At 71.3% G+C, this 14,368-nt stretch carries 10 protein-coding genes; 4 read left to right on the forward strand and 6 right to left on the reverse strand.

All coding sequences use genetic code 11. The annotated features are described in order from the left end of the window. Positions 1 to 14 precede the first annotated feature (14 nt). From OHA84_RS11980 to OHA84_RS11990, 3 genes are read right to left on the reverse strand one after another with little or no spacing between them, the layout of a single operon-like run. Positions 15 to 887, reverse strand: a complete 873-nt coding sequence (locus OHA84_RS11980) for a sugar ABC transporter permease (protein WP_266947254.1) — start codon at positions 885 to 887, stop codon at positions 15 to 17. Beyond that, positions 884 to 1,921, reverse strand: coding sequence for a carbohydrate ABC transporter permease (locus OHA84_RS11985; protein WP_053682910.1), 1,038 nt, complete (start codon positions 1,919 to 1,921; stop codon positions 884 to 886). The genes OHA84_RS11980 and OHA84_RS11985 overlap by 4 nt, the downstream gene beginning before the upstream one ends. Before the next feature lie 7 nt (positions 1,922 to 1,928). After that, the gene (locus OHA84_RS11990) at positions 1,929 to 3,203 is read right to left on the reverse strand and encodes an extracellular solute-binding protein (protein ID WP_266971792.1); all 1,275 of its coding nucleotides are present in this window, start codon (positions 3,201 to 3,203) and stop codon (positions 1,929 to 1,931) included. Positions 3,204 to 3,425: 222 nt separating this feature from the next. Between OHA84_RS11990 and OHA84_RS11995 the strand changes: the two genes are divergently transcribed. The 3 genes from OHA84_RS11995 to OHA84_RS12005 all read left to right on the forward strand — a co-directional run bounded on the left by OHA84_RS11995 (position 3,426) and on the right by OHA84_RS12005 (position 7,097). Continuing rightward, entirely contained in the window at positions 3,426 to 5,057 is a 1,632-nt protein-coding gene (locus OHA84_RS11995) for a glycoside hydrolase family 13 protein (RefSeq protein ID WP_053682906.1), read from the forward strand. Positions 5,058 to 5,082: 25 nt separating this feature from the next. Next, positions 5,083 to 6,114 carry a LacI family DNA-binding transcriptional regulator gene (locus tag OHA84_RS12000; protein WP_053682904.1) on the forward strand — a complete coding sequence of 344 codons (1,032 nt, stop codon included), beginning with the start codon at positions 5,083 to 5,085 and terminating at the stop codon, positions 6,112 to 6,114. A 95-nt stretch (positions 6,115 to 6,209) separates the two neighbouring features. Further along, positions 6,210 to 7,097 (forward strand): phosphatase PAP2 family protein, encoded by an 888-nt coding sequence (locus OHA84_RS12005; RefSeq protein WP_053682903.1) that lies wholly within the window; start codon positions 6,210 to 6,212, stop codon positions 7,095 to 7,097. A gap of 40 nt (positions 7,098 to 7,137) precedes the next feature. On the opposite strand, the gene OHA84_RS12010 is transcribed toward OHA84_RS12005, so the two are convergent. Together OHA84_RS12010 and OHA84_RS12015 are read right to left on the reverse strand one after the other, a co-directional pair. Beyond that, complete coding sequence (locus OHA84_RS12010) at positions 7,138 to 8,736, reverse strand: amidohydrolase (RefSeq protein WP_266971789.1); 1,599 nt, start codon at positions 8,734 to 8,736, stop codon at positions 7,138 to 7,140. Next, a complete protein-coding gene (locus OHA84_RS12015; protein WP_266947257.1) occupies positions 8,658 to 10,208 on the reverse strand; it encodes an APC family permease in 1,551 nt (516 codons plus the stop codon). The genes OHA84_RS12010 and OHA84_RS12015 overlap by 79 nt, the downstream gene beginning before the upstream one ends. Positions 10,209 to 10,328: 120 nt before the next feature. Between OHA84_RS12015 and OHA84_RS12020 the strand changes: the two genes are divergently transcribed. After that, positions 10,329 to 10,952: a TetR/AcrR family transcriptional regulator gene (locus OHA84_RS12020; RefSeq protein ID WP_266947258.1), complete on the forward strand. Its 624-nt coding sequence runs from the start codon at positions 10,329 to 10,331 to the stop codon at positions 10,950 to 10,952. A gap of 60 nt (positions 10,953 to 11,012) precedes the next feature. On the opposite strand, the gene OHA84_RS12025 is transcribed toward OHA84_RS12020, so the two are convergent. Then, entirely contained in the window at positions 11,013 to 14,000 is a 2,988-nt protein-coding gene (locus OHA84_RS12025) for a bifunctional [glutamine synthetase] adenylyltransferase/[glutamine synthetase]-adenylyl-L-tyrosine phosphorylase (RefSeq protein ID WP_266971786.1), read from the reverse strand. Positions 14,001 to 14,368 lie beyond the last annotated feature (368 nt).

A 14,368-nucleotide genomic window follows, 5' to 3' on the forward strand; every position in this document is an offset into this window, starting at 1 on the left:
GCAGGCAGGGGTGGTCAGCCCTTGGTCGCGCCTGCGGTCATTCCGGCGACGAGGTGACGCTGGGCGAAGAGGAAGAAGACGGCGGCGGGGATGGCGATGAGGACCGAGGCGGCGGTCATCGCTCCCCAGTTGGAGGTGTACTGCGTGACGAAGGTCTGCAGTCCGCCGGCCAGGGTGAGGTTCTCGTCGCCGACCATGAAGGCGGAGGCGTAGGCGACTTCGCCCCAGGCGGTGATGAAGGCGTAGAAGCCGGTCACGGCGAGGCCGGGTTTGGCCAGGGGCAGGATCAGTCGCCAGAAGGTGCCGAAGGGGTTGAGTCCGTCGACGCGGCCGGATTCGTCGATCTCCACCGGGATGGTGTCGAAGAAGCCCTTCATCATCCAGGCGCAGAAGGGCACGGCGATGGTGAGGTACGTGATGATCAGGCCGACGGGCTGGTTGAGCAGGCCGAGCTGTCCCATGAGGTTGTAGAGCGGGACGATGAGGATGGCCATGGGGAACATCTGCGTGATGAGCAGGGTCCACATGAGGGGTTTCATGCCGGGGAACTTGAACCGGCTGACGGCGTAGCCGGTGGTGGCCGCGATGAACACGCCGAGGATCGTGGTGACGCCGGCGACGAGGACGGAGTTGGCGAACCAGGAGAAGAAGGAGGTCGACTCCACCAGGTAGCGGTAGTTGTCGAGGGTGGGTTCCTTCACGAAGTCGGTGCTGATGGCGTGCTTCGCGGGCTTGATGGAGGTCAGCAGGACCCACAGGACCGGGAAGACGGCGATGACGGACGCGACGACGAGGGTGGCGTGCAGGCCGACGGAGGCGGTCGGGGAGCGGCGTCCCCGGCGGGGTCCGGCCGCCTGTTCCTTGTTGGTGGCGGTCGACACGGTCACCACACCTCTCCCTGCTTGCGCAGCGAGCGCCGGTAGACCAGCGCGAAGATCATGAGCAGGGCGAGGATGAGCACGCCCCAGGTGGCGGAGCCCGCGAAGTCGCGGGGGCTGGCCACGAAGGCCTGGCGGAAGGCCTGGGTCACCAGGATCTCGGTGGAGTCGCCCGGTCCGCCCCGGGTGAGCAGGAAGATCACCGGGAACATGTTGAAGGTCCAGATGGTGGAGAGCAGGATCACCGTCATGCTGACGGCCCGCAGGCCGGGCAGGGTGATGTGCCGGAACCGCTGCCAGGGGGTGGCGCCGTCCATCTCGGCGGCTTCGTAGAGCTCGCCGGGGATGGACTGGAGGCCGCCGAGGAGGGCGACCATCATGAAGGGGACGCCGAGCCAGACGTTGACGGTGATGACGGAGACCTTGGCCCACGTCGGGTCGTCGAGCCACGGGATGGCGGAGATGCCGCCGCCGTCGAGCAGCTTGTTGAGGATGCCGTTGTCGCGGTTGAAGAGGAACCGCCAGGCGAAGACGGACACGAAGCCGGGGACGGCCCAGGGCAGGATGAGTGCCATCCGGTAGGCGGCGCGGCCCTTGAAGTCGCGGTTGAGCATGGTGGCCAGGGCCAGTCCGAGCGCGAAGGTGATCGACACGCACAGGACGGTCCAGCTGACCGTCCACACCAGCCGTTGCAGGAACACGGGGTCGGAGAGGACGGCCGCGTAGTTGTCGAGGCCGACGAACTCGTAGGTGGCCTCGATGTGGTTGGCGCCGATCGTGCGGCCGACGTTGCGCTCGTTGGCGTCGGTCAGCGACAGGTAGACGCCTCGTACGAGGGGCCAGCCGATGATGACGCCGAGGACGAGCACCACGGGGGTGATCATCGTCCAGGCGTACCAGTGGGTGGCCAGCGCGCGCCTGAAGCCACCGCGATTCCCGCTGTCAGTCCTGCGGCTCCGGCCGCGGGCCTCGATGTCGTCGCTCTTGGCGCCGTCATCGTTGCCCGCGGCCTTCGCCACCGACTGGCTGGTGTGAGCAGCCATGGTCTTGTTACTTCCAGCCCTTGAGGATCTTGCGGAACTCGACGCCGGCCGCCTTGGCCGCGTCCTCGGGGCTTGCCGCCCCGGTGACCGCCTTGGTGTATTCGACCTTCAGCGGCTCGAAGAGGGAGCCGTTCTCCGGGATCCAGGCGCGCTCGACGGCCTTGTCGACGGCCGGCTTGAAGAACTGGACCATCTCGCTGGCCTTGACGTCCGGCTGCTCGTAGGCGGCCGTGCGGGTCGGGAGCAGGCTCAGGTCCTTGGCGGACTGGACCTGGACTTCCTGGGAGGTCATGTACTCCACGAAGGCGTGCGCGGCGGCACGGTTCTTGGAGCCGGCGTAGACGGCGAGGTCGTGGCCGCCCTGGGGGGCGCCGGCCTTGGCGGAGCCGGCCGGGACGGCGGCGACGCCGAGGTTGGCCTTGTCCTTGAACTGGTCGCCGGCGTAGCTGTCGGCGACGGCCCAGGGACCGTTGATCATCATGGCGACCTCGCCCGACTTGAAGGCGGTCTGCATGTTGACCCAGCCGTCGGTGGCGTTGGTGATCGCCGCGCCGGAGGTGACCAGGTCGCGGGCGGCCTTGAAGGCCTTGACGCCCGCGGGGTTGTCGACGGTGACCGTCTTGGTCTTCGCGTCGACGAGGTCGCCGCCCTCTCCGTAGATCAGCGGGAGGAACCAGTAGGAGTCGTCGCCGCGCAGGTACAGGCCGGCCTTGCCGGTCTTCGCCTTGATGGCGGCGGAGGCCGTCTTCAGCTCCTCCAGGGTGGTGGGGGGCTTGACGCCGGCGTCCGCGAGCATCTTCTTGTTGTAGAAGAGGCCGAGGGTGTCGATGACCTGCGGGACGGCGTAGGTCTTGCCCTCGTACTTGCCGCTGGCCGCGGCCTGCGGGAGGAACTCCGCGTCGACCTTCTTGGCGGTCTCGGCGGGTACCTCGTCGAGGTAGCCGAGGGAGGCGAAGTCGGCGACCCAGCCGACGTCGGCGCGGATCACGTCAGGGGCCTCGGAGCCGCTGGTGAAGGCGTTCTTGGCCTTGTTCTGCGCGTCGCCGTACGGGACGTTGACGTACTTGACGTTGACCTTGGGGTGCTTCGCGGTGAACGCCTCGGCGATCTTCTGGAAGCTGGCCTTCTCGGCGTCGTTGGAGGTGTCCCACCACGTCACCGTGCCGGTCAGCTCACCGCCGGCCTTGGTGTCGCCGTTGTCGTTCCCGCTGTCACCGCTGCAAGCCGTCGCCGCGAGCGCCAGGGCCGCGACCAGCGCGGTGGCCGCTATGCCACGCCGCATATGAACTCCTTCGATGATCCCGGCCGCTTCCTCGCGGTCCCGAGTTGCCAGGAACGTAACAAGACTGAAAGCCGACCGAAAGAGCTTGCGGCAATTTTCTGCAAGCGATGGTGATCGTTACATCCGTGTGTCCGTACGGTTGCCGCAGCTTGCTGTTAGTTCGAGTCGCCTTCGAGTCCACGGGCCCGCAACCAGGGGGTGTGTCCCCGCGTTGACCCCGACATGACCCATGAGCTGACCGCACCCCGGCTTGCAAGCGCTTCCAGCAACACCGGCGCGAGCGAAGGCTGGTGGCGCGATGCCGTCATCTATCAGGTGTACGTGCGGTCCTTCGCCGACAGCGACGGCGACGGCGTCGGCGACCTGAACGGGGTGCGCGAGCGGCTCCCCCACCTGGCCCGGCTGGGGGTCGACGCCGTGTGGCTGACCCCTTTCTACGTCTCCCCGCAGGCGGACGGCGGCTACGACGTCGCCGACTACCGGGCCGTGGATCCGCTCTTCGGCGACCTCTCCGACGCGGCCGAGCTGCTGCGGGCCGCGCACGCCCAGGGGCTGCGGGTCATCGTGGACGTGGTGCCGAACCACACCTCCGACGAGCACCCGTGGTTCCGGGCGGCCCTGAGGGACCCCGCCGCCCGGGAGCGGTACCACTTCCGGGCGGGGCGGGGCGCGGCCGGCGAGCTGCCGCCCAACGACTGGGAGTCGATCTTCGGGGGTCCCGCCTGGACCCGCGTCGAGGACGGGCAGTGGTACCTGCACCTCTTCGCACCCGAGCAGCCCGACCTCGACTGGGACCATCCGGAGGTGGCGGCGGAGTTCGCGGACGTGCTGCGGTTCTGGCTGGACCTGGGTGTGGACGGGTTCCGGGTGGACGTGGCGCACGGCATGGTCAAGGCGCCGGGGCTGCCCGACATCGGCCGCGCCGCCCAGGCCACCCTGATCGGTACGGAGCCGCTCCCCTTCTTCGACCAGGACGGGGTCCACGCGATCCACCGTTCCTGGCGGCGGCTCCTGGACGCGCACGAGGGCCCGCGGCCGGGGCCCGCGATCGGGGTGGCGGAGGCCTGGGCCCCGACCTCGGAGCGGCTCGCGCTGTACGTACGGCCCGACGAGCTGCACCAGGCGTTCAACTTCCGCTTCCTGAACTGTCCGTGGGACGCCGTCGCGATGCGCACCGTCATCGACGAGTCGCTGGCCGCGACGGCTTCCGTGGGCGCGCCGACGACGTGGGTGCTGTCGAATCACGACGTGGTGCGGCACGTGACCCGGTACGGGGGCGGCGCGCGGGGGCTGGCCCGGGCGCGGGCCGCCGCGCTGCTGATGCTGGCGTTGCCGGGGTCGGCGTACGTCTACCAGGGCGAGGAACTCGGTCTGCCCGAGGTCACCGACCTCCCCGACGCCGTCCGCCGGGACCCCGCCTTCCATCGCGGCTCGGGGCAGGACGGGCTGCGTGACGGCTGCCGGATCCCGATCCCCTGGTCCGGGGAGGCGCCCCCGTACGACTTCGGTCCGGGCGGCAGCTGGCTGCCGCAGCCCGCCGACTGGGCGGGGCTGAGCGTCGCCGCGCAGACCGGTGACCCGCATTCCACGCTGGAGCTGTACCGGGCGGCCCTGGAGCTGCGGCGCGCGTTGCCCGGGCTGGGCTCCCCGGAGGCGGGCGGCCTGACGTGGCTGCCCGCTCCTGAGGGGGTGCTGCTGTTCACCCGCCCCGGCTTCGCCTGCACCGTCAACACCCGGTCGCGGGCGCTCCAACTCCCGTCGCCGGGAAGGCCCGTACTGTCCAGCGCGCCCGTGGAGACGGACGGTCGCAGTGTCCTGTTGCCCCCGGACTCGTGTACGTGGTGGGCATTGTGACGCGTGACCGGTACAGTCCAATCCCGTGACCGCACGGCTAGCCGACATCGCAGCCCAGGCGGGGGTCAGCGAAGCCACAGTCAGCCGCGTGCTCAACGGCAAGCCCGGTGTGGCCGCAGGCACCCGCGAATCCGTGCTGGCCGCCCTCGACGTGCTCGGTTACGAGCGGCCCGTGAAGCTGCGCCAACGCAGCGCCGGACTCGTCGGTCTGATAACCCCCGAACTCGACAACCCCATCTTTCCGGCGCTGGCGCAGGTCATCGGCCAGGCGCTGACCCGGCAGGGGTACACCCCGGTGCTGGCCACGCAGACGCCCGGCGGGTCCACCGAGGACGAGCTGACGGAGATGCTGGTGGACCGCGGGGTCTCCGGGATCATCTTCGTGTCCGGTCTGCACGCCGACACCACGGCCGACATGGGGCGCTACGACCAGCTCCGCGGCCAGGGTGTTCCGTACGTCCTCATCAACGGGTTCTCCGACAAGGTGCAGGCTCCCTTCGTCTCCCCCGACGACCGGGCGGCGATGCAGCTCGCGGTGACCCATCTGACGGCGCTCGGTCACACGCGGATCGGCCTCGCGGTCGGACCGAAGCGGTTCGTGCCGGTGTTGCGCAAGATCGAGGGTTTCCGGCTCGGCATGAAGGAACGGCTCGGTCTCGGCGAGGCCGAGATCGAGGAGCTGATCCAGCACTCCCTGTACACGCTGGAAGGCGGGCAGGCCGCGGCGACCGCGTTGATCGCGCGGGGCTGCACGGCGGTGGTGTGCGCGAGCGACATGATGGCGCTCGGTGCGATCCGGGCCGCGCGGCAGCGGGGGCTGAAGGTTCCGCAGGACGTGTCGGTGGTGGGTTTCGACGACTCCCCTCTCATAGCGTTCACGGATCCGCCGCTGACCACGATCAGGCAGCCGGTGCAGGCCATGGGGCAGGCGGCGGTCCGGACGCTGCTGGAGGAGATCGGCGGTACGCCGGCCCCGCACAGCGAGTTCGTCTTCCTCCCCGAGTTGGTGGTCCGCGGTTCGACCGCGTCCGGGCCCAGGCAGCGGCGTACGCCCTGAGGGGGATCCCGTCATCCCCGGGGTTGATCGGGCGGTCCGAAGACCGTCCCACGGGATGATCGAAGGCGAGAACGCATCTGGCAGACTCTGTCCCCATGGGTGAAGCGAGCGTGAAGACACTGGAAACCCGGACGGACGTCTCGTCACCCACCGTGACCGAGAACGAGGCCCGCCCGGCCTCCGAACGTTCTCTTCTCACCCGGCTCCGCACGCCCCGGCGGCCCCGGATCTGGTTCGAGGTCCTGCTGATCGCGATCAGCTACTGGACCTACTCGCTGATCCGCAACGCCGTCCCGGAGCAGAAGGCGGTCGCGCTGTCGAACGCCGACTGGATCTGGAGCGTCGAGCGCACCCTGGGCATCGCCGTGGAGCAGTCGATCAACCATGCCGTCAACTCGGTGACGTGGTTGATCGTCGGCATGAACTACTACTACGCGACGCTGCACTTCGTCGTGACCATCGGCGTGCTGGTGTGGATCTACCGCTTTCACCCGGGGCGTTACGCGGCCACCCGCATGGTGCTCTTCGCCACCACCGGTGTCGCCCTGGTCGGCTACTTCTTCTACCCGCTCGCGCCGCCCCGGCTGATGAACGGGCAGGACTTCATCGACACCGTGCTGGTCCACCACACCTGGGGTTCCATGGCCTCGGGCGACCTCAAGCACATGTCGAACCAGTACGCGGCCATGCCGTCGATGCACATAGGGTGGTCGCTCTGGTGCGGGCTGACGATCTTCGCCATCGCCTCCGCGCCCTGGGTACGGATCCTGGGCCTGCTCTACCCGACGGCGACGCTGGTCGTCATCGTGGCCACCGCGAACCACTTCTGGCTCGACGCCGTGGGCGGCATGCTGTGCCTGGCCTTCGGGTACACGGTCTCGCGTGCCTGGTACGGATCGCTTCCGCACCGGCTGCCCCGCCACCCCCGGGCCGTGGACCGGCATCCGGTGGCGGCGGCGCTGGCGAACCGCTTCACGCGCTGACCGTTCTTCCCGGTCCGTCGCTTCTCACCCTGTCCTCTTCTCACCCTGTCTCTGCTCGGTCCGTGCGGTGCGTGATCCGGCCGCCGGACATCGTGAGTCGGATCGGCGCCTCGGCCACTTCGTCCGGCGCCGCGTCCACGGGGTCGAGGGCGAAGGCCGTCAGGTCCGCCCGGAATCCGGCCGCGACGCGGCCCGCCACCTTCTCCTCGCCGGCCGCGAGCGCGGCGTGCGAGGTCATGCCCTCCAGTGCCATCAGCCCGGTGAGGGCGGCTCCCGTCGAGGCCGCGCCGAGGGGGCTGCGGGCGGTCGCCAGGACCTGACGGGCGTCGTGGTGGGCGATGGGCCAGTCCGAGCCGAGGGCGAGCACCGCCCCGGCGTCGCGGAGGTCTCGGCAGCGCCAGGCGCGGGCCGCCCGGTCGTCTCCGAGGCGTTTGGACCATTCGTCGCTGTGGTCGGCCCGGGTGTAGGCGGTGTGCGGCGGCTGCATCGAGGCGATCACCCCGAGTTCCGCGAATCGCTTCAGCTGGTCGTCGGGGACGGTCTCGATGTGCTCGATCCGGTGTCGTGCACGGGCCCCCGGTCCCAGGTCCGCCACCGTGTCCAGGACGTGGCGGACGGCGGCGTCGCCGATGGCGTGGGTGGCGGTGCCGATGCCTGCCGCGTCGAGGGTGTGCACCGCGCGGGAGTAGGCGCGCAGGTCGGGCCAGAAGGCGTTCGTGCCCTGGCCGTGGCAGTCGGCGTGCTCCAGCCAGGCCGTTCCGCCCTCGACGGTGCCGTCCATGAAGAACTTCACCCCGCCGACCTGCCAGTGGCGGCCCCGGAGCAGTTGGAGTTCGACGAGTTCCTCCAGTTCGTCGGGGCCGGCGCCCGGCATGCACCAGGGGGACAGTCGCAGGCGCAGCGGCAGGTCGCCCTCGTACTCGACGGTGGAGAGCAGGGCCGGTACGTCCCCGTCGCCGAGGTCCATCACGTGGGCGCCGGTGAGTCCACCGGCGGCCATCTCGGCGAGGAGGGCCAGGAGGCGCCCGCGGCGTTCGGCGGAGGAGGGCTTGGGGACGAGGGCGCCGACGAGGTCCATCGCGGCGTGTTCGACGAGGTGGCCGGTGGGTCGGCCCTGCGGGTCGCAGACGATCTCGGAGCGTTGGGCGAAGGTGCGGGGCCCGGTGATGCCGGCGGCCCGCAGGGCCGCTTCGGAGGCGAGGGCGGAGTGGCCGTCGTGCAGGCGCAGGAAGGCGGGGGCTCCGGCGAGGGCGTCCTCGACGAGGGAGCGGTCGACGGGCCGGCCGCCGAAGGCGTTGTGGTCGAGGCCGTGGCCGACGATCCAGCCTCCGGGGCCGCGGTCGGCGGCGCGCAGGGCGGCGCGGAGTTGGTCGAGGTCGCGGACGGTGGAGAGGTCGGTGCCGGTGGCCATCTCGATGCCCCAGACGGGGTGGCTGTGGGCGTCGGTGAGGCCGGGGGTGAGGGTGGCGCCGCCGAGGTCGATGACCTCGGTGGCCGGTCCGCGCCAGTCCCGTACGTCGCTCTCGTCGCCGACGGCGAGGATCTCGCCGTCGCGGACGGCTACCGCGTGGGCCTCGGGGCGGTCGGGGTCGAGGGTGCGGACGCGGGCTCCGGTGAGGACGGTGTCGGCAGCGGGCACGGCTCTTCTCCTTCGGGGTGTGCGCGGGTGGCGGGCTCTTCGGCGAACCGGGCGTAGATCTCGGGGCGGCGCGTCTTGAGGCGTCGGGCGAGGCCGAGACCGCCGAGGAAGACGGCGGGTACGACGGCCACGAGGATCGTGTTGACGGTGGGCGAGGCCATGGTGAACAGGTCCACCTTGGAGGCGACCAGGTAGATCGCCGCGGTGAGCAGGACGGCCGCGACGACGGGCGCGATCAGGGTGCGCCAGGGGCCCTCGTCGTGGGCGACGCGGTGGAAGTGGACGGGTATGGCGATGGCGGCCAGCAGCATCAGTGCCATGAGGCCGATCATGCCCGGGGTGTTCACCCAGAGCAGCAGTTGTTGGTACGGGTCGGCGTCGGCGAGGGCGAATCCGAGGACGATCGTCGCGCCGAGGGCGGTCTGGGCGACGCCGGCGACGTACGGGGATCCGTGTCGGGGGTGGATCCTGCCGAGGGCGGCGGGCAGGACGCCTTCCTCGGCGAGGGCGAGGCCGTAGCGGTTGATGGCGTTGTGGAAGGCGAGGAGGGAGGCGATGACGCTGGTGACGATGAAGACGTGCATCAGGTCGGCGGCCCACGGTCCGACGTAGGTGCTGATGGCGGCGAAGAAGAGGCCGCCGGGGTCGTCGGCGGCGGCCTTGACGACGGCGTCGGCGCCGAAGGCCTGGATGACGGTCCAGACGATGAAGGCGTAGAAGAGGCCGAGGAAGGCGACGGCGATGTAGGTGGCGCGCGGGATGGTCCGGTCGGGGTCGCGGGCCTCGCGGCGGTAGATGACGGTGGACTCGAAGCCGGTGAAGGCGGCGAAGGCGAAGGCCAGGACGGCGGCGGTGCCGGGGACGAGGACCGCGCCGGGGGCGAAGGAGCCGGCGGACAGGCCGTGGGCGCCGCCCTTGAGGAGGACTCCGGCGGCGAGCAGGACGAGTATCCCGGTCTCGGCGACGAGCAGGACGCCGAGCAGTTTCGCGCCGAAGTCGATGGAGCGGAAGCCGCCGTACCAGATGAGGACGAGGCCGACGAGGGAGACGGGCAGCCAGGGGACGTCCAGGCCCCACAGGGCGTGGGCGGTGTCGGCGGTGGTGGTGCCGAGGAGGCCGTAGACGCCGATCTCCATGCCGTTGTAGCCGACGAGGGCGAGCAGGGCGGCACCGATGCCGACGTGTTTGCCGAGGCCTCGGGTGATGTAGGCGTAGAACGCGCCGCCGCTGCGGACGTGGCGGCTCATGGCGGTGAAGCCGACGGCGAAGACGGCGAGGGTGAGGCCGGCGAGGAGGTATCCGGCGGGGGCGCCGATGCCGCCGAGCAGGATGGCGACGGGGGCGACGCCGGCCATGACGGTGAGCGGGGCGGCGGCCGACACGACGAAGAAGGAGATGTCGGCGGTGCCGAGGGTGGCGCGGCGCGGGGCCGGGGTGGTTGCGGGGGGCGGCGGTTCCGGCGTTCGGGGCATGCGGAGGCACCCTTCTGCGGACGGTGGGCGACGGTGAAGCGAAACCTAAAGGCTTTCGGTTTGCGGCAATGTAGCCTCCCGTTTTGGCGTACGGGAAGACCTGACGGCGGGAGAACATCGATGGCACGGCCGCGCACCCCCTTGCTCGACCGGGAGCGGATCGGCACGATCGCGCTGCAACTGGTCGCGGAGAAGGGCGAGTTCAGCGTTCCGCAGATCGCCCGGGCGTTGGGTGTGCAGACCGCGTCGGTGTATCACCACGTGGACGGTCGGGCCGGGGTGGTGGAGCTGATACGCGAGCGGGTCTGCGCCGCGATCGACGGCGGGACGCTGGAGGGCCGGCCGTGGGACCGGGCGCTGGAGGACTGGGCGCGGTCCTACCGGGCCGCCTTCGCCGCGTACCCGAGGGCGATCCCGCTGCTGATGACGACGCCGGTCCGGGCGCCGATGGTGCTGGCGCAGTACGAGCGGGCCGTCGCGCTGCTGCTCGCGGCGGGCTTCCCGGTGGAACGGGTGATGCCGCTGTTGACGGGGCTGGAGAACCTGGTGCTGGGCTCGGCGCTGGACCTGGCGGCCCCGGAGGCCATGTGGGAGCCGACGCCGGGGACCCCGCTCCTGGCCGGGGCGCTGGCCGCGCACGGGGCGGGGGCCGGGGCGCCGGGGCGGGCGGACGCCGCCTTCGACCTGGGCCTGGCCGCGTTCCTGGCGTACGCCCGGGGTCTCCTGGCGGCCCCGCCCGCCTGACGGTCGGGGGCGGGGGGGCGGTGCCCGCGGTCGGGGCCGGGGTCGGGAGCCGGGCCGGGGTCAGGAGCCGTAGAAGAGTTCGTCCACCACCGCGCGGGCGCGGCGGGTGATGCGGCGGTAGTCCTCCAGCATGTCGCCGGCGGTGCCCTCGGCGTAGCCGAGGTAGCGGCCGACGGCGGCCAGTTCGCGCGCCTCGGACGGGAAGGTGTCCCCCGCCCGGCCGCGGACCAGCATCACGGCGTTGCGGACCCGGGTGGCGAGCACCCATGCCTCGTCGAGGATCTGCGCCTCCTCGGTGGGGATCAGCCCGGCCGCGTGGGAGGCGGCGAGGGCTTCGCGGGTGCGGGTGGTGCGCAGGCCCGGTTCGGCCCAGGCGTGCCGCATCTGCATCAGTTGGACGGTCCACTCGACGTCGCTGAGGCCGCCCCGGCCGAGTTTGGTGTGCAGGGTGGGGTCGGCGCCGCGCGGCAGCCGCTCGGACTCCATGCGGGCCTTGAGTCGGCGGATCTCCCGTACGGCGTCGTCGCCGAGGCCCTCCACGGGGTAGCGCAGGGGGTCGATCAGGTCGATGAAGCGCGAGCCGAGCTCCTGGTCGCCGGCGACCGTCGCGGCCCGCAGCAGGGCCTGGGACTCCCAGGTCAGGGACCAGCGGCGGTAGTAGGCGGCGTACGAGGGCAGGGTGCGCACCAGTGGACCGGAGCGGCCTTCGGGGCGCAGGTCGGCGTCGATGAGCAGGGGCGGGTCGGCGGACGGCAGCTGGAGGAGTCTGCGCATCTCGGAGACGACGGCCTGGGCGGCCTTCGCGGCGTCCTGTTCGTCGACGCCCTCGCGGGGTTCGTGGACGAACAGGACGTCGGCGTCGGAGCCGTAGGCGAGTTCGTGGCCGCCGAAGCGGCCGACGCCGATCACGGCGAACCGGGTGGGCAGGGTGTCGCCCCACTGCTCGCGCACGGCGGCGCGCAGGGCGCCGGCGATGGTGGCGGCGGTGAGGTCGGAGACGGCGGAGCCGACCCGGTCGACGAGGGCCCCGTGGTCCTCTTCCGCCGGGTTGTCCTCGGTGCCGTAGGAGCCGATGATGTCGCCGGCGGTGGTGCGGAACAGTTCGCGGCGGCGCACGCCGCGCGCCGCGGCGACGGCGGCTTCGGCGTTCTCGGCGCGGTTGACGGCGGCCAGTACCTCCTGTTCCAGGGCCTCGTGGGTACGGGGCTGGAGGCCTTCGGGGTCGCCGAGCAGGGCGACGGCCTCGGGGGCGCGCATCAGCAGGTCGGGGGCGAGCCGGCCGGCGGACAGGACGCGGGCGAGGTTCTCGGCGGCGGCGCCCTCGTCGCGGAGCAGGCGCAGGTACCAGGGGGTTTTGCCGAGGGCGTCGGAGACCTTGCGGAAGTTCAGCAGGCCCGCGTCGGGGTCGGCGGAGTCGGCGAACCAGCCGAGCATGACGGGGAGCAGGGTGCGTTGGATGGCGGCCTTGCGGCTGACTCCGGAGGCGAGGGCTTCGAGGTGGCGCAGGGCGGCGGCGGGGTCGGCGTAGCCGAGGGCTTCGAGGCGCTGGCCGGCGGCGCGCGGGGAGAGCCGGGCCTCGCCGGGTGCGAGTTGGGCGACGGCGTCGAGGAGCGGCCGGTAGAAGATCTTCTCGTGCAGGCGGCGGACCACGGAGGCGTGCCGGCGCCAGGCCTTGTTGAGTTCGGCGACGGGTTCGGTGCGCAGGCCCATGGAGCGGCCGAGGCGGCGCAGGTCGTTCTCGTCCTCGGGGACGAGGTGGGTGCGGCGCAGCCGGTAGAGCTGGATGCGGTGTTCCATGGCGCGCAGGAAGCGGTACGCGTCGTGGAGCTGGGCGGCGTCGGCCCGGCCGACGTAGCCGCCGGCGGCGAGGGCGTGCAGGGCGTCGAGGGTGGTGCCGGAGTGCAGGGTGGCGTCGGTGCGTCCGTGGACGAGTTGCAGCAGTTGCACGGCGAACTCGACGTCGCGCAGGCCGCCGGGGCCGAGTTTGAGTTCCCGGTCCACCTGGGCGGCGGGGATGTTGTCGACGACGCGGCGGCGCATCTTCTGGACGTCGGGTACGAAGTTCTCGCGTTCGGCGGCCTGCCAGACTAGGGGGCTTATGGCTTCGATGTACTCGGCGCCGAGGGTTTCGTCGCCGGCGACGGCCCGGGCCTTGAGGAGGGCCTGGAACTCCCAGGTCTTGGCCCAGCGCTGGTAGTAGGCGAGGTGGGAGGCGAGGGTGCGGACCAGCGGACCGTTTCTGCCCTCGGGGCGGAGGTTCGCGTCGACGGGCCAGATGGTGCCCTCGACGGTGGTCTCGGAGCAGATCCGCATGAGGTGGGAGGCGAGGCGGGTGGCGGCCTGGACGGCCCGGCCCTCGTCCTCGCCGTCGGGACTGTCCCCGACGAAGATCACGTCCACGTCGGACACGTAGTTGAGTTCGTTGCCTCCGCACTTGCCCATCGCGATGACGGCGAGTCTGCACCGGGCCGCGTCCTCGGGGGCGGCGGCGGAGGCGATGCGCAGGGCCGCGCGCAGGGTGGCGGTGGCGAGGTCGGCGAGTTCGGCGGCGACCTGCTGGACGTCGGTGGTGCCGCAGACGTCGCGGGCGGCGATGGAGAGCAGGCAGCGGCGGTAGGAGACGCGCAGTTGCACGGGGTCGTGGGCGTCGGCGAGCCCCCGCTCGAACTCGGCGAGTCCCGGGTGCAGGTCGGCGGCCTCGTAGGTGACCAGGGCCTGCCAGTCCTGGGGGTGGCGGGCGAGGTGGTCGCCGAGGGCCTCGGAGGCCCCGAGTACGCCGAGCAGTCGGTCGCGCAGCGGTTTGGCGCTGACGAGCGTGTCGAGGAGCACACGGAGTTCCTCGGGCCGTTGCGCCTCCGCGAGCCGGACGAGCCCGAGGAGGGCGAGGTCGGGGTCGGCGGTGGCGCCGAGGGCGTCGAGGAGCACGGGGTCGGCCCGTACGGCCGACAGGGCGTCCGCGTCGAGGAGTCGGGCGGCGCCCGAGGGGTCGGTGAACCCGCTGCGAAGCAGCCGGATGAAGGTGCTGCTCCTGCGTCCCGGGACTGTCATCCCGCCGCCTCCCGCGTGCGTCGCTGCCGGTGGCCCGGCCGGCTCTGGGGCGAGCCTAGCCGGAGCGGGCGTCCGGCTCACCGGGGCGCGGGGGGCGGCACGTCGGTACAGATGCGTCACATATGCGACACACACCACGAGGGGTATTTGTCCGTTTATCTGACGATCCATGGGGATCTATGGGCGCCCGCCTCGCGCATGCGTGCCCCCTACACGGTGGGGTCGACGTACGACCACAAAATCGCACAAGGCACAATCATGCGGGGTCACTTCCGAAAAGCATGAGACGTCGGTCACTTCGGTGAACCAAGTTCGCCGTGTTGACCTCTCATTGATCGACCCGACTGCTCGGCGGACTTCACTCCGCC

The sequence above is a fragment of the Streptomyces sp. NBC_00513 genome, assembly GCF_041431415.1.
Lineage (GTDB): Bacteria > Actinomycetota > Actinomycetes > Streptomycetales > Streptomycetaceae > Streptomyces.